Annotated in this window: 19 protein-coding genes and 4 pseudogenes; 16 read left to right on the top strand and 7 right to left on the bottom strand. The window is 60.2% G+C overall.

The features are described from left to right. Positions 1-8 precede the first annotated feature (8 nt). From OVA07_RS16430 to OVA07_RS16415, 4 genes and pseudogenes are all read right to left on the bottom strand, one after another. Positions 9-1,154, bottom strand: a pseudogene (locus OVA07_RS16430) (IS3 family transposase). Positions 1,155-1,206: 52 nt separating this feature from the next. Then, positions 1,207-2,370, bottom strand: coding sequence for a Fic family protein (locus OVA07_RS16425; RefSeq protein WP_268172763.1), 1,164 nt, complete (start codon positions 2,368-2,370; stop codon positions 1,207-1,209). A gap of 340 nt (positions 2,371-2,710) precedes the next feature. Then, positions 2,711-4,243 carry a PepSY-associated TM helix domain-containing protein gene (locus OVA07_RS16420; protein ID WP_268172762.1) on the bottom strand — a complete coding sequence of 511 codons (1,533 nt, stop codon included), beginning with the start codon at positions 4,241-4,243 and terminating at the stop codon, positions 2,711-2,713. Next, entirely contained in the window at positions 4,240-4,443 is a 204-nt protein-coding gene (locus OVA07_RS16415; RefSeq protein WP_268172761.1) for a hypothetical protein, read from the bottom strand. The genes OVA07_RS16420 and OVA07_RS16415 overlap by 4 nt, the downstream gene beginning before the upstream one ends. Here OVA07_RS16415 and OVA07_RS16410 point away from each other — a divergent pair. The 13 genes and pseudogenes from OVA07_RS16410 (at position 4,442) to OVA07_RS16355 (ending at position 17,724) form a co-directional block, all read left to right on the top strand. Further along, entirely contained in the window at positions 4,442-4,819 is a 378-nt protein-coding gene (locus tag OVA07_RS16410; protein WP_268172760.1) for an alginate export family protein, read from the top strand. The genes OVA07_RS16415 and OVA07_RS16410 overlap by 2 nt on opposite strands. Positions 4,820-5,252: 433 nt before the next feature. Beyond that, the gene (locus OVA07_RS16405; RefSeq protein ID WP_268172759.1) at positions 5,253-5,954 is read left to right on the top strand and encodes a glutamine amidotransferase; all 702 of its coding nucleotides are present in this window, start codon (positions 5,253-5,255) and stop codon (positions 5,952-5,954) included. A 674-nt stretch (positions 5,955-6,628) separates the two neighbouring features. Continuing rightward, positions 6,629-6,940, top strand: a complete 312-nt coding sequence (locus OVA07_RS16400; protein WP_268172758.1) for an STAS domain-containing protein — start codon at positions 6,629-6,631, stop codon at positions 6,938-6,940. Then, complete coding sequence (locus OVA07_RS16395; RefSeq protein WP_268172757.1) at positions 6,937-7,305, top strand: response regulator; 369 nt, start codon at positions 6,937-6,939, stop codon at positions 7,303-7,305. The genes OVA07_RS16400 and OVA07_RS16395 overlap by 4 nt, the downstream gene beginning before the upstream one ends. Then, positions 7,302-9,338, top strand: coding sequence for a chemotaxis protein CheA (locus OVA07_RS16390; protein ID WP_268172756.1), 2,037 nt, complete (start codon positions 7,302-7,304; stop codon positions 9,336-9,338). The genes OVA07_RS16395 and OVA07_RS16390 overlap by 4 nt, the downstream gene beginning before the upstream one ends. Then, positions 9,335-9,823 carry a chemotaxis protein CheW gene (locus OVA07_RS16385; RefSeq protein WP_268172755.1) on the top strand — a complete coding sequence of 163 codons (489 nt, stop codon included), beginning with the start codon at positions 9,335-9,337 and terminating at the stop codon, positions 9,821-9,823. Before OVA07_RS16390 ends, OVA07_RS16385 begins: the two co-directional genes overlap by 4 nt. A 43-nt stretch (positions 9,824-9,866) precedes the next feature. Continuing rightward, a complete protein-coding gene (locus OVA07_RS16380; RefSeq protein WP_268172754.1) occupies positions 9,867-11,786 on the top strand; it encodes a methyl-accepting chemotaxis protein in 1,920 nt (639 codons plus the stop codon). A 102-nt stretch (positions 11,787-11,888) separates the two neighbouring features. After that, a pseudogene (locus OVA07_RS19175) lies at positions 11,889-12,413 on the top strand (MCP four helix bundle domain-containing protein); the annotation flags it as partial. Between the two features lie 318 nt (positions 12,414-12,731). After that, a pseudogene (locus OVA07_RS19170) lies at positions 12,732-13,574 on the top strand (methyl-accepting chemotaxis protein); the annotation flags it as partial. After that, positions 13,571-14,062: a chemotaxis protein CheW gene (locus OVA07_RS16370; RefSeq protein ID WP_442789673.1), complete on the top strand. Its 492-nt coding sequence runs from the start codon at positions 13,571-13,573 to the stop codon at positions 14,060-14,062. The pseudogene OVA07_RS19170 and the gene OVA07_RS16370, both read left to right, overlap by 4 nt. A 49-nt stretch (positions 14,063-14,111) precedes the next feature. Further along, the gene (locus tag OVA07_RS16365) at positions 14,112-14,948 is read left to right on the top strand and encodes a CheR family methyltransferase (RefSeq protein ID WP_268172752.1); all 837 of its coding nucleotides are present in this window, start codon (positions 14,112-14,114) and stop codon (positions 14,946-14,948) included. Then, positions 14,945-16,018 carry a protein-glutamate methylesterase/protein-glutamine glutaminase gene (locus tag OVA07_RS16360; protein ID WP_268172751.1) on the top strand — a complete coding sequence of 358 codons (1,074 nt, stop codon included), beginning with the start codon at positions 14,945-14,947 and terminating at the stop codon, positions 16,016-16,018. Before OVA07_RS16365 ends, OVA07_RS16360 begins: the two co-directional genes overlap by 4 nt. An 11-nt stretch (positions 16,019-16,029) precedes the next feature. Next, on the top strand, positions 16,030-17,724 hold the full coding sequence (locus OVA07_RS16355; RefSeq protein ID WP_268172750.1) for a hypothetical protein: 1,695 nt from the start codon (positions 16,030-16,032) through the stop codon (positions 17,722-17,724). Positions 17,725-17,982: 258 nt separating this feature from the next. Here OVA07_RS16355 and OVA07_RS16350 read toward each other — a convergent pair. Further along, a pseudogene (locus tag OVA07_RS16350) lies at positions 17,983-18,644 on the bottom strand (IS3 family transposase); the annotation flags it as partial. A gap of 62 nt (positions 18,645-18,706) precedes the next feature. Here OVA07_RS16350 and OVA07_RS16345 point away from each other — a divergent pair. Then, the gene (locus OVA07_RS16345) at positions 18,707-18,862 is read left to right on the top strand and encodes a hypothetical protein (protein ID WP_268172749.1); all 156 of its coding nucleotides are present in this window, start codon (positions 18,707-18,709) and stop codon (positions 18,860-18,862) included. A gap of 89 nt (positions 18,863-18,951) precedes the next feature. Here OVA07_RS16345 and OVA07_RS16340 read toward each other — a convergent pair whose 3' ends face one another. Both OVA07_RS16340 and OVA07_RS16335 read right to left on the bottom strand, forming a co-directional pair. Continuing rightward, entirely contained in the window at positions 18,952-19,533 is a 582-nt protein-coding gene (locus OVA07_RS16340) for a group I truncated hemoglobin (RefSeq protein ID WP_268172748.1), read from the bottom strand. 12 nt (positions 19,534-19,545) lie between these two features. Continuing rightward, positions 19,546-20,424, bottom strand: a complete 879-nt coding sequence (locus OVA07_RS16335; protein WP_268172747.1) for a DUF3034 family protein — start codon at positions 20,422-20,424, stop codon at positions 19,546-19,548. Between the two features lie 122 nt (positions 20,425-20,546). Here OVA07_RS16335 and OVA07_RS16330 point away from each other — a divergent pair, with 122 nt between their 5' ends. After that, the gene (locus OVA07_RS16330; protein WP_268172746.1) at positions 20,547-21,191 is read left to right on the top strand and encodes a methylamine utilization protein; all 645 of its coding nucleotides are present in this window, start codon (positions 20,547-20,549) and stop codon (positions 21,189-21,191) included. Beyond that, positions 21,188-23,209: putative bifunctional diguanylate cyclase/phosphodiesterase (locus tag OVA07_RS16325; protein WP_268172745.1), on the top strand; the 2,022-nt coding region annotated here is incomplete at its 3' end. The genes OVA07_RS16330 and OVA07_RS16325, both read left to right, overlap by 4 nt.

Below are 23,209 nucleotides of genomic sequence, written 5' to 3'. Positions count from 1 at the left end.
CTAGTTTTCTAGACGCCTTCCGCTTTCAAAATCTGCTGCCGTTCGAACTCGGCGGGCGACAGCATCCCGTTCCTGAACTGCTTGCGCACGGGGTTGTAGAACATCTCGACGTAATCGAACACGTCCTGCCGGGCTTCCTCGCGTGTTTTGTATGTCCGGCGCCGGATGCGTTCGCGCTTGAGCGACGAGAAGAAGCTCTCGGCGACGGCATTGTCATGGCAGTTGCCGCGTCGGCTCATCGAGTGCTCAAGATTGTGAACCCGGATGAAGGCAGCCCAGTCCATGCTGGTGAACTGCGAGCCCTGATCCGAATGGATCAGCACTCGCTGCTTCGGCTTGCGCCGCCATACCGCCATGTGCAGCGCCTGCAGCACCACATCGGTAGTCTGCCGGCTTTGCATCGACCAACCCACCACCCGGCGGGAATAGAGGTCGATCACGACAGCCAGATAGGCAAAGCCCTCCAGGGTGCGGATGTAGGTAATGTCTGTCACCCAGGCTCGGTCTGGCGCAGCCACGTCGAACTGGCGATCCAGCGTGTTGTCGATCGCCAGGGACGGCTTGCCACCGTAGCTGCCAGGCCGGCGCTTGTAGCCGACCTGGGCCCTGATACCCGCCAGCCTGGTCAACCGCGCAACGCGGTTGGGGCAGCAGGTCTCGCCGTGATCCAGAAGATCGTCGTGCAGCTTGCGATAGCCATAGACCCTCCCGCTGTCGTTCCAGGCTTTGCGGATAAGATCGGTCTGCCGGGCATCTTCCCGAGCCCGCTGGCTCAGCGGGCTCGGGAAGATGCCAGGCATAGAAACCGCTGGGCTGCACGGCGAGGCAGCGGCACATTGCCCGCACGCCAAAACGATCGCGATGCTCGGCAATGAACGCGTATCTCACTTTGCATCTCGAGCGAAATACGCGGTGGCTTTTTTTAGGATGTCGCGCTCCTCGGTCACCCGGGCCAGCTCGCGCTTCAGCTGGCGGATCTCGGCATCCTTGCCGGCATCGCCGGACACCTGTCGGGCCAACTGCCGCTTCCAGGCATACAGCGAATGCTGGCTGACGCCGAGCCGCTGCGAGACCTCGGCTACAGGATATCCGCGTTCGGTGATCTGGGCCACCGCATCACGCTTGAACTCATCACTGAAATTGGGCTTCCCCATCGTCGCCTCCTGTCCTCAAACGTAGGATCGAAGGCGTCCAGAAATCTAGGGGCTACTCAAACGGCCGGTTGACGACCGCCAGAACAGCTTCCGCCACGAAAACGCGATTGCGACGATAGTCCGTCCGCTCGACGAGGATGTTTGCCTCGACGAGCTGGTTGATCGCCGCAAGGGCCTGCGGCTTTGAAACACCCAGCTTTCCGGCCAGGCGCTTCAAGGTGATCACCGGATAATCGACGAGGAGATCAAGCGCACGGAGCGACGCCGACCCTACTCTGAACTTGCGTCGCACTCGCCAATCGGCGGTCAGTTGCCCAAGCGTGTCGCGCGTTGCGAACAGCTCTTCCACGGTGCCGGTAATCGCGTCCGAGAGATAGCCGATCAGCGGCGCCCAATCGAGCCGCTGCTGGGCGGCTTTCAACCCTTCATAATAGCCAGCGCGGTTGGCCGCGATGAACGATGCGAGATAGAGGGGCACCTGGCCTTCAGCCGCCATCATAAGCGGCAGCAGAAGCCGACCGACACGTCCGTTCCCGTCGGCGAAGGGATGGACGGCCTCGAAATGCGCGTGGGCGACCGCCAGCCTTATGATCAGGCTCTGCGAGACCGCCTGCATGCCTTCGCAGCGCATGTAGGCCATGGTTTGCTCAAGACACGCGGCAGCACAATCCGGGGGTGCCGAATTGTAGGTCGAGGTGGAAATGTGGCCTGTGCCGCCGATCCAGTTCACTACGTCTTTCAGTTCCCCCGGGACTCCTCGGTAGTCGGGGGCGTGGCGCATCGCCTCGCGATGCAGTTCCTTCACGAGATCGATCGTGAAGATATCGACACCGTCGTTCGTGGCGCGAGGTAGCAGGCGATCGAGTGTCAGGGCATAGTCGCGCACCTGTCGGGCCGCATCGCGGGTATCGTCATCGTCTTCTTCGACCGTCAGCAGTTCACTGAGCGTTGAATGCGTTCCCTCCATGGCGGAGCTGTCGACAGCTTCGCGCCGGCTGAGCGTTCGACTGATGACATAAGGATCGGGCGCGCGTTCGGCGAGCGTCTGAACGCGCCCGAGCATGGAGAGTGCGCGGTCGTGAGCGAGCTGAACCGCCTGGATGGGCAATGCATCTTCAGGCGGCGGCAGCGGGATGACGCCATAGTGATTATCAAAGGGCGCAGGATACCGAACCAGCCGCTCGCGTAGCGCTCCTGCAAGATGGTTCCTATGCACTAAGCCTTCCCATACCGACCCAAAAAAGCGATCCAATGAAGGGATAATGGATTAAACCTAAATAAGACACAATTTTCAGGGGTCATGGTTAGGGATCATCTGGCGCTGAAAAGGTAACGCAACTATCAGGTGTCCTCCCATACGCGGTTCAGAATCTGAGCCGCCAATGCCGCCTTATCCTGGGGAAGGAAGCGGCCATAGTGCTGCGCGCGATGGGCCTGCAACCGCCCAGACCCGACACACCCCGCAGCCTTTCGGATGGATCGCAGAAACTCAAGGCCTCGGATGCCGGCCCAGTATCTCTATATCGGCACCCCCGCATACCTCACAGCGATGTGCATCAGCCTGCATCGGCTTCGACGGACGCTTCCCGAACGGCACTACGGCGCTGACGATATATTCGTCCAAGCCGGCCCGAACATGTCGCCAGCAATCCGGCGCCGATCAGTGCCAGCGCGCCATCCATGACAAGCGCCACGGGATCCCCGGGCATGGTCAGCAGCAGATGTGACACTACCGTCAGCACCAGCACCGTACCGGTCGCGAGACGCGCAAGACGCGACAGCCCAACCGGCGTGAAAAATCCTGCCGCCACGACCGCCACGACGCTGGCGATCATCCAGGTCCAGACCGTAGCGGCCTGGAAGGCCCAGATGACCGACGCCAGAGCTGCCGCGGACAGCGCCATGGGCTGCCCCCATACACATGCCGCCCAGACGCGCTCCCATGTCGGCGTGGGCCGCCCCTTGTCGTGCCGGCGCGCAAGCCAGATGTGAACCCCGCCTGCGGCAAGATAGGCAAGGCCAATGCCCAGAAGCGAGTAGATGATCTTGATCGCTCCTCCACCGAACCACCCGAAGTGCAGCGGCCCGAGGGAATCGAGGATCTGCTGGCCAAGGTTGTTCGAAGCAGCTTTACGCAGGTGATAGAGCCTGCCTGTCCGGTCGAATGAATAAGTGTCGGCATTGGCGAGCCGCGAGGAACCGTCGTCAACCTCGAACACGGCAGCGGCGCCCTGCTCCAGCGGATGTTCGACCGTGACGTAGTTGATACGCCCACCCGGTGCCTGCGCCATGGTCGCGGCGTAGAGCGGACGCAGGTCGAGCGCTGGTGCCAGCCGAGCGTCCTCCACCGGATGAGGCGGCGTGAAAATCGCATAGACCTTCGCGGTATCGCCGTTGAAGACCACGAGGCCGATGGCCCCGATGATAATCGAACTGAGCCCCAGAAGGGCACCGGTCAGTGACACGGTGATGTGAAAGGGCAGCGCCCAGATGCCGATCCGGTTGTGCAAGTCGACTTCCTGCAACCGGCGCGATCCGCCGAGACGGAGATGGAAGGCATCGCGGAAGATGCGGGGATGGGCCAGCACCCCGGAAATCAGCGAGGACAGCAAGGCGACGCCGGCAAGACCGACAATGAGAATGCCCCAGCGCTGCGGCAGGTGAAGGTTGATATGCAGGCGGGTGATGAACCAGCTCCAGTTTTCCTTCATCTCGCCCACGAGACGGCCCTGCCCGTCGGCAATCCAGGTGGTGCGGCCTCCATCGCTGCCATCTATGCGCACGGTGGGCCATGGTTTGTCGGCGCTGGGCAGGAGGATGAAGACATGCTCGGGCGCGCCACCAGCGCGCGCCAGGCCCGCGCGATAGGCCGCCTGCACGGCATCGGCAGACATGGCCGTGGAACGCGGCACATTGGGGTTTTCCCAGCGCTGGAACTCGTACGCGAAGACCGAGACAGCACCGGTCAGGCAGACCAAATAAAGGATAGCGGCAAAGGCGAGGCCAAGGGCGCTATGCCCCTTGAGGACAGCCCGCACGAGATCGGACGACAGGAAGGCCGTGCCCTTGCGCTTGCCATGACCGCTCATGCCAGCCCCCTCAGCATCGCAGTGCCAAATCCCACGAGTGCTGTGCCCACCAGTACCGCGCTGGCCCGCACAATGCGATTATCGGCGAGCGTCCAGGCCATGGCACCGGCCCAGGCCACGGGCACCAGCAGCCCCCCGATCAGCAGCCTGGTCTGCATCGCGCCAGGCGCCCAGACGGCATAGCTGATGCCGACCGCCATGGCCGCCACCATGCCGACCGGTCCCGCAGGCGTGCTCGCGGCCATCGGGCGCAGCAACATCGACAGCCCGGGCGTGCGCGCCGAATTGGCACCGAGCAAGCGCTTCGATGCGTTCGTCTCGTACCACCCGATGTGGCTGGCCGAAAAGACCGACGCATTTGCCACTACCGGAGTGCGCGATGTCACCGGACGGTCTGGCCGTTTCGCGGGAAGCCAATTGGAAGGCCGGGTCCGTTACTGGGTTGTTCCGGGGTTCTTACGCAGCGAGGTGAACGCGTTCTGGCTGGACAAAGGACACTTTCTCAAATCAGCTCCGAACGCCCCGAAGATCGGTGACACGGGCTACCTCAGCACAGCTCTGATCGCGATGTTCTGACGCACAGCTCAATCAGAAACCTGAGCTTGAGCAGCCGCAAGCAAAAGTCTTATCGACTATTCTCAACTGAATTGGTAGATAATCTTCATTGTCGTCCGGAACACGTTTTGGGCGACGATCGCGGCTTTTGATGGATGACAGCTTGCTCCGCGTTAACAACAGCTAAAGCGCACGGAGCCGGTGCGAATACGCAGGTTTCGTGATCCGTAACTGGAGAAACGAAATGGCAAAGACCCAAACTTCACGCCGCATCAATGCCCGCCCGACTGCCAGCCGCACAGACAGAAGGCTGCCGCATCCCTCGTGGCGCGTCACACCTGCCGCTTGGCCTTCGGACCAGTCAATGCGGGTCGTTGACGCTGCCGACTTCTGGCAGCGCCTCGGATATTGAACGAGGTCACATCCCAATTAGTGCGATCAGCCAGAGGACCACATGAAGCGCGCGCTCATCATCCGGCACGTTCCCCACGAGGGGGTTGCCGCCTATCGGGAGCCAATTGAGGCCGCAGGGTTCGAAGTTGATCGTGTCGACGTCGCCGATCCCCGCTTCGCAGCACTCGATCTTCGCGAACCGGATTTGCTGATCATGATGGGCGGTTCGATGGGGGTGTACGAACAGTACCAGCACCCGTGGATCGCCTGTCAGCTGCGCCGCTTGAAGACTCGTCTAGAAGCCGATCGCCCGACTTTGGGCGTCTGTTTCGGGGCGCAGATGATTGCGGCCGCGCTTGGTGCAGAAGTCTATGCAGGTCCATTCAAGGAAGTCGGTTTTCACCCGGTGACGCTTAGCGACACGGCAATCGACAGTCCATTGCGTCATCTCACGGACGTACCGATCCTGCACTGGCACGGCGATACCTTTACCTTGCCCAACGGCGTCGAATTGCTGGCGTCCAGCCACGTCTACGATCATCAGGCATTCCGCCGGGGGCCCAACCTCTTGGCGCTGCAGTTTCACGCCGAAATGGGTGAGGACGAGCGTTTCAACGCCTGGATCGAGGAATGGCCGCAAGCAATTGTCGAAGCGGGTGGAACAGAGGCCGATCTGCGCCGTGCGCATGATCGGCACGGCCCTGGAGCGGTCGCAGCGGGCCGCAAGATGATCGCCGAGTGGATCGAAGGGCTGGTCGCCTGATAAGGCTCAGTGCTTTTATCAGACGACGCGATTTCTTGGGAGCAGTTGACCAAGATAACACACGGCGCAGATCTTGTGATGGCAGTGACACTAAGAGGCACTTGAAACGAGCATTGCTGCATTCAAAGACCACAAGATCGAATGGCTGTGGAGATCGGCAACTCTATTGCGACCGGCACGGATGCGCCCACAATCGCTTTGAAAGGTCGGTCTGCAGCCGACGATGGCTATTTGGTCCCCAATCCGGAATTTTTCGGGAACGCCCAACATGTTTCGGGTTGATTGAAATTGCCGCTCGAATGCCGCTCACCGTTCTAACCCGCTAAAAACCCGACTTTATCCGATGAATTGACCATGCCCCAAACAAAGGGCTTTGCATCTGGATTATCGGGATTTGACAGCACACCCTACGCGAGCCGGACTTGCCGAAGACCTCGACGTTGTGGTTGCCGGCGCCGTTCTGGAACGGCGACCAGAAGAGGGCCCGTGCCTGCGCGGCAGACGCTGCCTGAGAAGGCGTGTGACCGCCTGCTCGGTTTCGCCAGACTTCCCAGAGCGACGGGCCCATGAATAAGCCTGGCTAGGCAGAGCTACGTACATTGTAGTCCCGAATAATGTAAATGTGAGGGGTTAGAGTGATTGCCGTGCCCATACTCTGGCTTGGACAACGCGTGATGTTCGAAACTCTCGAATGCGGAAGCAATGTGCAGTTGGCGACCGTCTGCGATTTGACGCGTCGATTGCGGCACTTGTTGGAATCCGACTGCGATATCGAGATTGATGCGGACAACGTCGAACGTGTCGACATCAGCTTCATCCAGGCAATCGAAGCAACAAGACTGCAGGCCGAGATCGAGGGCCGCACGCTTCGTTTGAAAGCGCCTGCAAACGCCGTCTTGGCCAGTACACTCGATCAGTCAGGCGTCCTTTGGGAGCGGGAAGCGGCTGATCTGCAATTCTGGTTCCATCAAAGGGAAGACGCATGACTGCCTCCATTCTCGCTGTCGATGATTCGCCCAGCCTTCGCATGGCTGTGCGCGCAGCGCTCACCGGTGCGGGCTACAATGTCACCGAAGCGTGTGATGGGGTCGATGCCTTGGGCAAGGCGGCCAGTGCGCGCTTCGACATGGTCATTACCGATCTCAACATGCCCAACATGGATGGCCTCACGCTCATCCGTGAACTGCGCCGCACGCCAAGCCAGATGGGCGTGCCGATCGTGTTCCTGACCACGGAATCGGACGACGCGCTGAAACAGGAAGCGAAAGCCGCCGGAGCCACCGGGTGGCTCGTCAAGCCGTTCAATGCTGAACAACTGGTACGCATTGCACGCAAGGTGATCGGGCAATGAGCACAGATGATCCGGTCGCAGCTTTCCGCATCGAGGCGCACGAACTGCTTGAGCAGGTCGAAGCCGATCTGCTCGATCTGCTGCAGGATCTTGGCAACCTTCCGCTGATTAATTCCGTCTTCCGCGGGCTGCATACGCTCAAGGGTTCGGGCGCGATGTTCGGCTTCGAAGCATTGGCAGGCTTCACGCACCACTGCGAAACCGCGTTCGACCGCATTCGCAAAGGACAGGCTGCCGCGACTGGTGAACTGGTGAGCGTCATCCTTTCGGCCAAGGACCACATGCGCGAGCTGTTGGGCGGCACCACGCCAGAGCTTGATCGGCAAGGCGACACAATTCTCGCAGCGCTGGCACAGGCCGTCTCAGCAAGAGGCGATGCCAATGAGCCAACAACCGCGCCAACCAAACAGCCTTCCGCAGAATGCACAGCCGCATCAAGCGGTTGGCATCTTCGCTTCTCGCTGCCTCGTGGCGCGCTTGCGAACGGTATAAACCCACTCCCCTTGCTGGATGAGTTGCGCGAACTCGGCGCGACCGCCGTGCGCGGACTGCGCGACGGCATCCCGTTGCTGAACGATCTCGATCCCGCCGAATGCCACATCCGCTGGGAAGTGGACCTGCCCGCAGGTGTGACCCGTGATCAGATCGACGACGTGTTCATCTTCGTGATGGACGAGATGGACTTGGTGGTCGAGCCGATCAGTAACGATGCGCTCGATCAGCAAGCTGATGTTGTCAGCCCGAAGGACGAGGCATCGGCCCCCACAGAAACCGTTACCACTCAAACCGAAGCATCAGCCCCGGTCGAAATACCGGTCCAGCAGGTCCGTGTGGCAGAAAGCGTGCGCGTTCCGGCCGAGCGCCTCGACGAGCTGATGAACCGGGTTGGCGAGCTGGTCATCGCACAAAGCCGCCTTGCCCAGCTTGCCAATCAGCGCGGTGAGATCAACGACGTGCTGCTTCGCGCCATTTCTGAGGACATCGAGCGTCTTTCAAGCGAACTGCGTGATACGACAATGGTGTTACGCATGATGCAGGTCGGCAGCCTTTTCGGCCGCTTCCGCCGCCTCGTCCATGATCTTGCGCGCGAAACCGGCAAGTCGATCCAGTTCCTCACCGAAGGCGAGACGACCGAAGTCGACAAGACCGTGATCGAGCGGTTGGCCGATCCGCTTGTCCATCTTATCCGCAACAGCTGCGACCACGGGCTGGAGCCCGTCGCCGCAAGGCTCGAGGCGGGTAAAACCGCGGCCGGGACAATCACCGTGGCAGCGCGACAGGCGGGCGGTGAAGTGATCATCAGCGTGATCGACGACGGCCGCGGCATCAGCCGCAAGGCTGTACGCGCCAAGGCGGAGGCGCAGGGGCTGATCGCGCCGGAGGCGGTGCTGGACGATCACGAGCTTTTGCAGATGATATTCCACCCTGGCTTTTCCACGGCAGCGCAGGTCACGAGCCTTTCTGGCCGCGGCGTAGGCATGGACGTGGTCAAGAAGACCGTCGAAAGCCTGCGTGGCTCGATCGCTATCCGCTCTGTTGAAGGCAGCGGCTCCGAAATCAATCTGCACGTTCCGCTGACGCTTGCAATTGTCGAATGCATGTTCGTGCGCATCGGCTCAGCCCGCTATGCCATACCGCTCTCTGCGGTCGAAGAATGCATCGAGCTGCCGACGAGTGAAACCTTGGGCAGTGCCACCAATGGCGGACGCAGCTTCCTCGATGTGCGCGGCGACCTTGTCCCTTACTTGCGCATGCGCGAACTCTTCCGCACAGATCATCCCATTGAACTCCACCAGAAGATCGTGGTGGTCAGCGCGCTGGGCGCGCGCGTCGGTCTGGTCGTCGATCAGATCATCGGAAATGCCCAGACGGTGATCAAACCGCTGTCGCGGTTCCATGCCCGGGCAAACGTGTTTGCCGGCGCGACCATCCTTGGCGACGGCACTGTCGCGCTCATCGTCGATGTGGCGCAGTTGCTGGCAGCCTCTCAGCGCCAGGCCCGCCATGTGCAGATTGCGGGAGAAGCCGCATGAACGCCCCGCAACTCCTCGCGCCAAGCGATGCAGGATTGTCCTGTGAGCCGGTGCTCTTGTTCGAGATCGGCAGCGAGGTGTTTGCCATCCCTGCAGACTGTGTCCGGGAAATCCTCGAAGTTCCGCCTGTCACCCGGGTGCCTGACGCCGCCGCGCTGATTGACGGACTAGTCAATGTACGCGGCGCGGTCGTTCCGCTGGCAGACTTGCGCACACCGTTCGAAATGTCGGCTGATCACAGCAGCGAGGATACCCGCATCATCGTGATCGAGGAAACGTTCGGCGTCGAGCGCGAAGTGATCGGCATTCTGGCCGACAAGGTCAGCGATGTTTGCCTGCTGGATGAGCGAGCGATCGAAGCGCCGCCGGGCTTCGGCATGCGTTGGCGCCCCGAATTCGTCAGCGGGATCGGCCGCAAGGCCGGAGCTTTCGTCATAATTCCCGACATCCCGGCGATCTTCTCCTTTTACATGTCTGATTTGTAATAAATTTCCAACCCCAGTTCCTTCCGACGGAGACATTCAAGCGATGCGTCCCTACATCTCCATAAAGTCAACATCGCACGTCGATGTAGCGACGACGGAAGTACGCCGTTTGGCGCGTGCCTTCGCTGCAGGAAATCTGGACGCACGAGGCGAACTTTCGGAAGCGAGCGGACAAGCGCGCGAACTGCTTGAGGCAGTGAACGAGCTTCTCGATTCCGCAATCGCACCGATCACGGGCCTCAGGAACGGGATTGAATACGTCGCCACCGAGCACGCCAAGGGCGATATCGACATCAGTCTTCGTCCGACCGATTTCCACGGCGATTTTGCGCTCATCGCCAAGATGGTCAACGAACTGGTGGACAGCCATATCGCAGTCAAGAAGAAGGCTATGGCCTGCGTAAAGTCGTTTGCGGAAGGCGACTTCAACGCACCGTTCGAACCATTGCCGGGCAAGAAAGCCTTCATCAACGAGACAATTGAACAGCTCCGTGGAAACTTGCGCGGCTTGATTACCGAGCTGAACCACATGTCGGCCGAACACGACAAGGGCGACATCGACGTCATAATACCAGTGGACAAATTCAACGGCGATTTCGCCGCCATGGCCAGTGGTCTCAACGAAATGGTTGGCAATCATATTGCCGCAAAGAAGATGGCCATGGACTGCATCAAGCAATTTGGCGAAGGCAACTTCAGCGCGCCAATGCAGCAACTCCCGGGTAAGAAAGCGTTCATCAACGACACCATCGAATTGCTGCGCACGAACCTGAAAGCGATCATGAGTGAAATCCGCCGGTTGATCGATGCGTCAGCGGCGGGTCGTCTGGAAGAACGCGGCAATGCTGCTGATTTCGATGGTGATTTCAGCCAGGTGATCCTTGGCATCAACGGCATGCTGGATGCGATCCTGCTTCCGATCGCAGAGGGCAACCGCATCCTCGACAAGGTGAGCACGGGTGATCTGACCGAGCGCGTCGAAATCGCGTGCGAGGGTGACCACCGCAAGATGAAGGATGCGATCAACAACCTCGTCGACAGCCTTTCACTATTCGCCACCAACGTTGGAACCGCTGCCGATCAGGTTGCCATAGGCAGTCAGGAACTTTCCAACGGCGCCGAGACTTTATCGCAAGGCGCAATCGAACAGGCGTCATCAACCGAAGAAGCGTCCAGCTCGATCGAGGAGATGGCTGGCAACATCAAGCAGACCGCTGACAACGCCGCACAGACTGAGAAGATCGCCCGCCAATCGGCCAAGGATGCCGAAGCCAGCGGTGTCGCTGTTGCGCAGGCGGTCGAGGCCATGCAGACCATCGCGCACAAGATATCGGTGGTGCAAGAAATTGCCCGCCAGACCGATCTGCTCGCGCTCAATGCTGCCGTCGAGGCCGCCCGGGCCGGTGAGCATGGCCGCGGCTTTGCTGTCGTCGCATCGGAAGTGCGCAAGCTGGCAGAGCGCAGCCAGGAGGCCGCCGCCGAGATCAGCGGCCTTTCGACCACAACCGTCAAGACCGCCGAAGCGGCAGGCGACATGCTGACAAAATTGGTGCCCGACATTCGCCGCACCGCAGAACTGGTCTCTGAAATCAGCGCCGCTTGCCGTGAGCAGGACATTGGTGCCTCGCAAATCAACTCTGCAATCCAGCAACTCGACAAGGTGACCCAGCAGAACGCCGGGGCATCGGAGGAAATGTCGGCAACGTCTGAGGAACTCGCTAGCCAGGCCGAAGAAATGCAGAGCACAGTCGCCTTTTTCCGCACTGGCAAGGAAGCGTCGTCAGCCCGACACCAACCCCGCAGGCCAGCCGTATCCTCGCGACGCAGGGCACCAAGTGCGAAAGTGGCCGCACCACGATCCAGTTCAGTGGCTGACCAGCAGGCCCGCGTGCAGGGCTTCGCCCTTGATCTATCGATCGGTGGCCCGGACGACGAGGATGCAGATTTCGGCAGGGCAGCCTGATCAGACTGCCTGATCAGACTGGCCCACGAAACCGAGACCCAATCAAAAGCAGCACGGCTGATCCCGGCCAACGCGCAAGTTTCAGAATGAAGGACCGTTGTGATGACACTTAAGCTAAAGCTGGCAGCGGGATTTGCCGCCGTGCTGTTGCTGACCGCTTTCCTCGGTGTGTTCGGCATCATGAAGCTAAGCTCGGTCAACGACAAGTCGACCGAGATTGCGACGAACTGGATGCCGAGCATCGATGCGATCCATCGCATCAACACGGCAACGTCCGACTTACGCGCATTCGAGTACGCCCACGTGGCCTCTACCGACGACAAGACGATGAGCGCATTGGAAGCCAGCATGGCCGGGTTGATCAAGCAGATGAACGTAGATCGCGCTCGCTACGAGAAGCTCATTTCCTCTCCCGAGGAAAAGGCCATGTACGACGAGTTCGCGCAGGCGTTCGAAAAGTACATGCAGACCCACGAGACCTTCATCAGCCTGTCGCGTCAGAACATGAATGTGGAAGCAAAAGCTGCACTGGATCGCAGCCGCGAACTCTATGATGATTTCTCTGCCAAGCTGATCAAGCTTGTCGACCTGAACGTCGCCGGTGGCGATACCGCCAGCAAGCAGGGCGATGAAATCTATGCAGAAGCCCGGCTTCTGTCCGTCATTGTCCTTGGTTTTGCCATCGTGATGGGCGTGGCAGCCGGCACGTTTGTCACGCGCGGTGTGCTGCGCCAGATCGGGGGCGAGCCAGATTATGCCCGCGACGTGATCCGCGAAATCGCGGAAGGCAATCTGGCAATTGATGTCATTACGCGCACCGGCGACAGCGACAGCCTGCTTGCCGCTGCCCGTGAAATGCGCGCGCGTCTGGCTCAGGTCATTGGTGACGTCGCTGGCGCTGCCAGCAATGTGGCAGCGGGCAGCGAGCAGATGGCAGCGGGCGCCGAGACGCTTTCGCAAGGCGCAGTTGAACAGGCTGCATCGACCGAGGAAGCTTCTAGCTCGATCGAAGAGATGGCTGGCAACATCAAGCAGACTGCTGAGAATGCCGCGCAGACCGAGAAAATTGCTCGACAATCGGCCAAGGATGCCGAAGCCAGCGGTATCGCTGTCGCGCAGGCGGTTGAGGCCATGCAGACCATCGCGCACAAGATATCCGTAGTTCAGGAGATCGCCCGCCAGACCGATCTGCTCGCGCTTAATGCTGCCGTAGAGGCGGCACGGGCAGGAGAGCATGGCCGCGGCTTTGCTGTCGTCGCATCGGAAGTGCGCAAGCTGGCAGAGCGCAGCCAGGAGGCCGCTGCCGAGATCAGCGGGTTGTCAGCCAATACGGTCAAGACTGCTGAAGAGGCGGGCGAAATGCTCACTCGCCTCGTGCCAGATATCCGTCGCACATCCGAACTCGTATCCGAAATCAGCGCCGCCTGCCGTGAACAGGACATCGGCTCTTCGCAGATCAACATCGCGATCCAGCAGCTCGACAAGGTGACCCAACAGAACGCGGGTGCCTCCGAGGAAATGTCGGCAACGTCAGAGGAACTTGCCAGCCAAGCCGAGGAACTTCAGAGCACGATCAGCTTCTTCCGCACAAGTGGCGAAGCGGCCACGTTCAAGCGGCAAGCCCAAAGGGTTCAGCCAAAGGCACGTATTACAGGAGTTTCAGCGAAGCCCAAGGCCTCGCGATCGGGCTCCATTGCGGACCAGCAAGCCCGTGTGCAAGGCTTCGCGCTTGACCTCTCGATGGGCGGTCCTGACGACGAAGATGCAGATTTCGGAAAGGCGGCGTGATCGTGGCCGACCGCACTCCAATCCAGGCCGTGACCTTTGCCATCGGCAAGGAGGAGTTTGCCGTCCCGGTCCCGTTTGTGCGCGAAATTCTCGATTACAGAGAGCCGTTCGCCATACCGAATGCGCCCGCGCACTTCGTCGGCCTGATCGATGTACGCGGGCAAGGCATTGCCATCATCGATCTGCGCCTCAGATTGGGCCTCGCCCGAGCCGAGCCGACGCTGCAAACCCGTGTCCTGGTCATGGAACTGCCGCAGCAGGACAAGACACTGGTGATCGGGCTGGTCATCGACAAGGCTCTTAGCGTCAGCGCGTTCAACCCGGATGAGATCGATACGTCACCCGACATCGGCGTGCAGTGGCGCTCGGATTACATTCAGGGCGTGGTGCGTAAGCAGGGCGGTTTCATCGTGCTGGTCGATATCGGCCGCATCATCACCGGGGATGACGCCGCACTTCTGGCGCAACAATGGCCGCAGGCGGCCTGACAATCGGCAGAGGCAGATCATCATAATGCCCCCAGCACCAGCCACGACTTTGCAGGACCGCAGCCGGATCAGTCCGCGCGCGTTCGCCCGCATTGCGGCATTCATCGAAGGTCACGCCGGGATCAAGATGCCTCAAAGCAAGCGGTTGCTGGTGGAAGGCCGGTTATTGCGCAATGTGAACTCCAGCCCGTTCGGCAGCATCGACGAATATTGCGACCACGTCCTCTCTGGCGACGCTAGCGAAGCAGAACTCCGCGATCTCATCAACGCACTGACCACCAACAAGACCGATTTTTTCCGTGAACCCGGCCATTTCGACTATATTCGAAGCGTCATCCTTCCCTTATTCGTAAAAGAGGGCAAAACCCGCGTGCGCTGCTGGAGCGCCGCTGCCTCTACGGGAATGGAAGCCTATACCCTCGCCATGGTCCTTGCGGATTTTGTGCTACACAACGCCGGACCAGACTTCGATATTCTGGCAACGGACATCGATACCAAGGTTCTGCAGGAGGCACGACGCGGGATATATCCACTTCCCAGTCTTGCCCCGGTGCCGCCGCAGATGCAGCAACGCTATGTCCAGCGTGCCAACGAACCCGCCCGCAAGGAAGGCCGCATCGCTCCGAGTTTACGCCGGAAAATCGCTTTTGCTCAGCTGAACCTGATGGACAGCCACTATCCCGTGGGCGACCCCATGGACATCATCATGTGCCGCAATGTGCTGATCTATTTCGAAAAGGCGGTTCAGGAAAAAGTGATTGCGCGGCTTTGCCAGAAGTTGCGGCCCGGCGGCTATCTGTTGCTAGGGCATTCGGAATCGATCATGGGACTTGATCTCCCGCTCGAAACGGTGGGGAACACTGTGTTCCGGAAGATCGGGCCATGAGAAACGGCAAGATCAGGGTGTTGGTGGTCGACGATTCGGCGAGTGTGCGGCAAACCATGACCGCAATTCTTGAGACCGATCCTGAAATCGAGGTAATTGCGGCCGCGCAGGACCCGTTTGCTGCAGCCAAGATCATGCAGACAGAAGTGCCAGACGTCGTCACGCTGGATGTCGAGATGCCGCGCATGGATGGCATAACATTCCTGCGAAAGCTGATGAGCCAGTGTCCCTTGCCTGTGGTCATGTGCTCTTCGCTGACCGAGGCGGGATCGGAAACACTGCTGCAAGCGCTGGAAGCTGGCGCGGTCGATGTGATTCTGAAGCCCAAGATGGGTGTAGCCGATTACCTTTCGGAACATTGTGAACAGATCCGGCAAGCCGTGAAAGGCGCGGCTCGCGCCCGCCCTATGGCACGCCGCGACCGTCCCATGCGCATCGAACCGCGCCAGACGGCCGACGCCATGCTCCCTGCTGCAACTGGCTATGCAATGAGCCGGACTACCGAAATGGTGGTGTGCATCGGCGCATCCACCGGCGGTACGGAGGCACTGCGCGAAGTTCTCGAAGCGCTCCCGGCCAATGCGCCCGGCACCGTTATAGTCCAGCACATGCCGGAAAACTTCACCCGCTCTTTCGCCAAACGCCTTGATGATCTGTGCGCGGTCGATGTGAAAGAAGCCAAGGACGGCGACACCGTCATGCGCGGCCATGTGCTGATCGCGCCTGGCGGAAAGCACACGATGATCGCACGCCAGGGCGCCCGCTATGTCGTTTCAGTGCGCGAAGGCCCACTGGTATCGCGGCATCGGCCCTCGGTCGATGTGCTGTTCCGTTCGGCCGCGCGCTATGCCGGGGCCAATGCCGTGGGTGTCATCATGACCGGGATGGGTGATGATGGCGCACGAGGCATGGCCGAGATGCGCGAAGCCGGTGCACGTACGCTTGCGCAGGATGAGGCAACCTCGGTCGTGTTCGGCATGCCAAAGGAAGCCATCGCCCGCGGTGGTGTGGAAAAGACCGTGCCGCTCGAACACATTGCGCGCGAAGTGCTGCGCATGGCCAACCGTTAGGAACGATAGGCATGCGCCACGAAAACTTTGATCTTGGGTCGGGCAACACCACGGTAGCACGAGCTGCATTGGCGGACCTGAACGCCATCGCAAGCGAACTTGACGCTTGCTTTGTACCCGTGGGCAAAGCGCTCCTGACGCTGGTTGAAACCGTGGATTCCGTCGCGCACGGCCTGTCCGAAGTGCGCTGTGCGATCATGGATGAAGCAACCGAACGTGCGATCGACGATCTTGGCGTGGCCACAAAATGCCTGCTGGCAACGCCAGCACTGCAAGCCCACCGGCGCAATTGTTTTGCAGAACTGCGAACCAAGATTGCAATGCTCAACGGGCTGAGTGCCGATCTCGACCGTGTTCTGCACATGTTGCAGTTCTACAGCCTCAATGTGAAGATTGCCGCAGGCGGTGCCGCCGAATTCGTTGACTTTGCTGATGAAATGCGTGCGCAGTTGGGCGAAGGGCGATCACAACTGGCCCATTTCGGCTCCACTGTTGCGAAACTCGTCAATGAACTGCTCGACATGTCCGTTGTCGATCACCAGCTGGCCAGCGAATGCGGGAAGCTCATTCCCTCCGTCCCGGATCAATTGTCAGCCGCGGCAGACAGCCTTCGCCAACAACGCGTTCAGGTCGCCCGTGTTGTCGAGGCTGGTGAACAAACTGCCCGCAGTATCAAGGCCACCATCGGTGAAGCACTCGCCGCGATCCAGGTGGGCGATAGCACGCGCCAGCGCATCGAACACATCGCGTATGCCTGTGAACAGCTTGATGGGGTATCAGGCTTGGACGATCAGATCCGGCAAGAGAGCGAAGCTCAGCTTGCGGCGCTTTGCGTGGCGCAGATTGAAGCCATAAGCGCCGACTTTGTCAATGACGTCAGGAAGCTCCTGACAAGCCTGCAGAATTTGCTTCCCAACACCAAACGATTGCTTGAAAGCATCCGCAATCAAGACAGCATCGTCGAAAGCGCTGCGCTGGTCGGCAGGCTTGGCACCAACATTGCCGATAGCGCCACTCTGACTGACCGGCTGCAAGTGGCCAATGTCGAAGCCGAAGCGATTCTAGGAACGGTTGTCACCACCATCGCCGATCTCTCCACACGTGTCGAGCACGTACGAGATCTCGGGATCGAAGTCGGCTACATGTCGGTAAATGCAAATCTGCGCTGTCGGCGTGAACGGGCCATAAGCCAGCCTGTCTCGGTGATCGCGCGAGAAATCAAAGCCCACTCGCGGATTATCGACGAAATCAGCGGAACATTTGTTGGCGTTGCAGAGGAGCTTGCAGCAATCTCCCGGCGGATGTCCGAAGGTGAAGGCGGTAGCCATTTCGATGTTCAGGAAAGCCTCGGCAAATCGCATGAAGCCCTAAAACAAGCATCGGTCCGGTCGGAACGCGGCGTCGAGAAAGTGAGCCTGGATTGCGGTGGATTGGCCGATCACCTTCACTCCACGATTATCAACCTGAGCGAGAGTCTCGAAACAATCACCCAGCTTGACCGGGTGCGCGATACCCTAAAGCCGATCGCCGCGTTGGCACAACCGGGCAGGATCGAGGATGAAGACCATCCCCTGCATGCCGTCCTGCATCGAATTTACTCCTGCTACACGATGGCGCAGGAACGCTTGATCCACGCCCGCTTCTCTTCGACAAGCGCACCGCCGAAACAGGTACAAAGTGACGATCTTGACGATGGTCTTTTCTGACAGGTACATTTGTACTGCGGCCGTATATGGCTGATCTATCCGGAAGTGTCAGAAATCTTCGACTGTGGCGGAATCGGGAGCTTGCCGAGAACGGTAGCAAAGCGCCGTACATGCCGGATGTAGTCCTTCTGCGTGTGCTCCACAAAGCCAGACATCGTCATATCCTGCAACAGACGCTAGCGCAGAGAATTGCTCGGGGCAGCGGTAGTGATAGCATACATGGTGAATTCCTTCCCGTTGAAGGAACTCCACGGTTGCAAGTCTGCTGTGCCGGCGAACGGTGTTGTAATGCCGCCACCAAGCTTCGATCAGCACCTTGGCTTCGGCGAGGCTGTAGAATATCTCGCCGTTGAGCAATTTGTTGCGAAGCGATCCATTGAAACTTTCGTTACAGCCATTCTCCCATGGTGATCCCGGGGTAATGTAGAGCGTCTTCACGCCGATCTGCCCCAGCCATTTCTGGACAGCGGTCGCGATAAATTCGCTTCCATTGTCGGACCGTATATGTGCCGGAGGACCAAGCAAAATGAACAGGTCAACCAGAGCCGCCAGCACATCCTCCTGTTTAGAGCTGCCGTGCAACGATAAGCCCCAGGCACTCACTGCTGGGCCTCGTCGATGATGGTCAAAATACGGAACTTGCGGCCATCGTGTGTGCGCCCTTTAACGAAGTCGTAGGCCCAAGCATGTCCCGGATACTCAGGCCGTAGGCGGATACATGATCCGTCGTTGAGCCACAGGCGTCCCCGTTTGGGTTGGCGCAGCGGGACCTTCAGTCCCTCGCCTCGCCATATCCGCTCGACCCGTTTGCGGTTCACCGTCCACCCCGCATGGCACAGCAACGCCGTCACCCGGCGATAGCCATAGCGACCATATTGCTTTGCCAACGCGATGATGTCCTGCGTGAGCGCGTGTTCGTCGCCCCCCTGCCCGCTCACCGCTCCACGCCAAGCCGGTGGCGATCTAATCGGACAAGCACGGCATGTTCCGGAACAACATGCTCTCGGCCAAGGGCGACGGAATGACCCACTTCGACCGTTCGCTGGAAGGCGCACCGGGCAAGCGCAACGGGGGCCGTCCACCCCTTCCCCGGCTGACCCCGATCGAGGCGGCGCAGCGCTTGTTCGAACCCATGTGAGTGAGCCCACTGCCTTCGCAGTGACTCCGAGGCGCGGCGATTGCCTGCCCCGGACAGATGATCCGCCTGACGGATGGCTTTATAGTGAATCAGCGCTCCACCACGTCCTTGTCCATCGGAGCGAGTTTGGCCAGCAGGCGGTTTTGTGCGGCGAAAGGCACTTTGGCTTCGCGCATGGCCCGCTGCAGATTTTCGACCAGAGCGTTGAGATCTGCGCGGGTGGTGCCAAGGTCTTTGTGCGACGATTTCATGTCCCGACCGGTATAAGTGCAGCCTGCATCCAGCAGATAGCAGAACTGTTCGAACAAGGTGCGACGCAAGCGCACCATATCATGGTTCTTGAAAATGCCTTCGATACGCGGATCGGAGGTGTTGAGTTCGACAAAGCGATTGACGATGGTGCGAATGCCATCCTGCCCGCCAAAGGCACTGGCAATGCCGGGGTTGGTAAAAGGCGCGGCCCCGGCGTTGGCCGGCGATTGCGTGTAAGGATCGACCGGAAGTTCGCCCGTGACAGGATCTGCCACTTTCTTTTCAACGCCGAATTCCTTTTCCCAGTCGACGCCGGAAAGGTCTTCTTGCGACACTTCAGGCTGCTGGGCGTCAGATTGTTGTGGTTCGGCAGTGACGGGCTGGGCGGCGATCAGGGCGAATGCGAAAGCGAGGATCATGTCCGGGCGTCCTCAGAATGCGAACTGGAGCGAGACCAGCCCGCCGCGCTGGCCATCGAAAGTGGCGATCGAGCCGACATCGGCATAGGCGGCGGTAACGGTGGCGTTGCGGGTGAAGGCCCAGGCGACAAACAGGTCATGTGCATCATCTTCGCGGGCGAAAGCCAGATTGCCGGGCCGTGTGCGATATTCCCCGCCAACCACAAGTCGCGGGGTCAGCATATAGGCAACCGAGCCTTCGAACTGCAGCGTGCGGTCATTCTGATGGGGGCCGCCAAAGCCGAGCAGGCCGAACTGGTTGGCATTGGTGAACCGCGCGGTAGCGTTGACAAGCACGCTGCGGGACAGGAACAGCTTGGTGGCGCTTGCGGTAAAATCCGTGCCTTCCGAAGACTTTGCGCCCACGGCCCTGACGATGGTGCCATCAAGGCTGCGCTTGTGCTGCACCCCCACGCTTATCTGCGGCAGCAGCGGTGACCCATAGACAGTGTCACCGAGCAGGCGGAGCTTGGCGCCGAAGATATCCTGATTGAAGCGATACCCCTCCCCCAGCCCAAGCGCCGCGCCGACTTTGCGCGTGTCGAAATTCTGGCGGGCATAGGACACTTCGAGGCGGTCCTTGATGCCCACCGATATGCCGTGGCTTTGCCAGCCATAATCGGCCAGTTCGACACCGGTGACATGGGCCGAAATGCCGATGCCACGATCAGTTTCCATACCTGCGATGGTGGCCCAGCTGGCAAGTCCGCCGCCGCTGGCCCCTTCAAGCGAGGATATGCCGTTGGTCAGCACGAGCTTGCCCCCGTCCAGCAGGGGATCAGCGCTGGCAGGAGCCGAAACAAGCAGGCTGGCCAAGGCTGCGACGGCGGCAGAAATTAGGGGAATATGCATGGAGTGATTGCGCCATTTCCGTATCAATTTGGCTGGCGTTAACCTTGATTCGTTAGGAATTCCTAAAGAATAACCTGACGTGGGTTTTGAGTTTCTTAGGAATTTTCCCGCAATCAGCCCTAATGAAAAAAGCGTATAGCTATCGAGTCGCACCCTTCCCGCTTATCGCTGCGCTGATAGTCGCGGCGCCGCTGCTGGTTTCGGCTGCTCCCCTGTCCTCCCTGCCGGTTCAGGTGGTGGATCAGGCCGGGATGCCGGTGCGCGATGCGGTGGTCGAAATCGTTCCGCGTGCAGGCGATGCCCGCCGCCCGGCGTTCCGCTGGCGCAATGCCATGGCGCAGCGCAATCAGGCGTTTCTGCCGGGCACACTGATCGTGCCGAAGGGCGCTGTGGTGGCTTTTCCCAATCTCGATAACGTGCGCCATTCGATCTACAGCTTTTCAAAGGCTGGTCCGTTCAAGATCGACCTGTATGGCAAGGATCAGACGCGCACGCAGCAATTCAAGGTTGCAGGCACGATCTCGCTGGGCTGCAACATCCATGACAAGATGCAGGGCTACATCCGTGTGACGGACAGCCCTTATGCCGCGCCCACCGACGGAAATGGCCTTGCCAGCATCGAAGGGCTGGGCCGGGGTAGCTATGACGTGGTGGTGTGGCACCCGCGCATTCGCGGCACAGGTGGCGAATGGCGCGGCAAGCTGATAGTGGAGCCGGGCAAACGCAGCCGTATAGCTGTGGCGGTGCGACCGGGATCGGGCAAATGATTCTGTCCAGCGTCACGCCGGCAAACGCCACTTCGACAAAAGCGGCTCCGGCACGGGCATTGCAACCACGCCGCTGGGCGCTGCATGTGATGTCGATGGTGGGGCGCCGGGCGCGCACACTCGGCAGCCGGATCGCACTGCTGTATGTCGTGTTGCTGGCCGCGGTGATGGCAGTGACGATTATGGTCGCCAGTTCGGGCATCAGCCTGTTCGCGCGTGAAGCGGCGCAGCGCGATCTTGCCGCCAATGCCCGGGTTTTTGACCAGATCATTGCCACACGTCAGCGCCAGATGGCCGACGCGGGCGAAGTGGTTTCACACGACTTCGGCTTCCGCGAAGCCTTTGCCACAGGCGATGCGGCGACGCTGGCGTCGGCGCTGCTCAGCCTGCGGGACCGTGCGGGAGCAAGCGAAGCGGCCATCGTGCGGCTTGATGGCAGCGTTATCGCGTCAGGGACCACCGGTTCAACTGATGGATCAATCGATGGCCGGGCCATGCTTGCGCGGCTGGAAGGCGGCCAGGATCGCGGCGTGGTGAAGCTTGGCGGCACAGAAGCGCTGGCGGCGGCCGTGCCGATTGAAATGCCCGATCTTGCCGGATGGCTGGTGCTGGTCAACACGCTTGGGCCGGAAGACATGGAGCAACTGTCGCGGCTTTCGGCCGTTCCGGTCGAAGCAAAGGTTGTCGATAAAGCGGGCTTGTCACCAAGGTTTGCTGCCGTTCCGCTAGGCGAAATTGCGGAAATCGGTGGCGCTCAGGGCGAACGGCTGGTGCGGGTCTCAGCCATCACCAGCCTGCAGGATGGCAGCGAGCCGCGGCTTGTCCTGACACACTCGCTGGATGCCGCGCTTGCGCAATACAATGGTTTGCGCGCCGTCCTGTTGCTTATCAGCCTGATCGGTGTTTTGGCCGGGGCATGGGCGGCCATTCGCCTGTCGCGCGGCATTGCCCGGCCATTGCAATCGCTGGCCGAAGCAGCGCGGGCCTATGGCGGCGGCGCAGTGGCCAAAGTGAAAGTCGAAGGCGCAGTCGAGGTGCGGTCACTGGCCGACAGCTTTAACGCGATGGTCGATGCTGTGGACGAGCGCGAGCAGCAGATCATGCATGCATCGCTGCACGATGCGCTGACCGATCTGCCCAACCGACGATTCTTTATCGAGAAGCTGGACCGGGCGGTATCGCGCCAGAATGATAATCACCGGACATTGGTGGCTTTTATCGATATCGATGATTTCAAGGCGATCAACGACGCCATGGGTCATCCGGTGGGCGATGAATTGCTGCGCCGGGTGGCGCAATCGCTGCAGGACCGTTTCCCCAATGCCATGGTTGCCCGCTTTGGCGGTGACGAATTCGGGCTGCTGCTGACCGGGCTTGATCCGACAGAAGATTGCACGGCCATCGCCCGCATGCTGGAGGTTGCGCTTAACCGCGAGGCGACGATTGACGGGCGCGGTATCCTGCTGTCCGCCAGTGTCGGCATTGCCATTGGTCCCCAGGATGGCAGCAGCGCGGATAGCCTTCTGAAGAATGCTGACCTTGCCCTGTATCGCGCCAAAAGTGACGGCAAGGGAACATCGCACTTTTTCGAACCGGAACTGGACGCCGAGGCAAGCCGCCGTCGCCGCATGGAAATCGATTTGCGCCGGGCCATCCGTGACGGCGATTTCGAGCTGTATTTCCAGCCCTTGTTCTCGATCTCGCAAAACCGGATCAAAGGGTTTGAGGCGCTGATGCGCTGGCCGCACAAAGAGCACGGCATGATTAGCCCGGTGACGTTCATCCCGATTGCCGAGGAATCGGGTCTGATCGTGCAACTGGGCGAATGGGCGGTGCGCGAAGCCTGCCGTCAGGCGGCGCTGTGGCCCGATGACATATCCGTGGCCGTCAACATTTCGCCCCGGCAGCTTGCAGCCGACGGGCTTGCCACCTGCATTGCACAGGCGCTGGCCCAGACCGGGCTTCCGGCTGCACGGCTGGAACTGGAAATCACCGAAAGCGTGTTCATCGGCAATGTC

The organism is Novosphingobium sp. SL115 (assembly GCF_026672515.1).
Lineage (GTDB): Bacteria > Pseudomonadota > Alphaproteobacteria > Sphingomonadales > Sphingomonadaceae > Novosphingobium.
The sequence above is the reverse complement of the archived record's forward strand: the minus strand, read 5'-3'. Positions and strand labels throughout refer to the sequence as shown.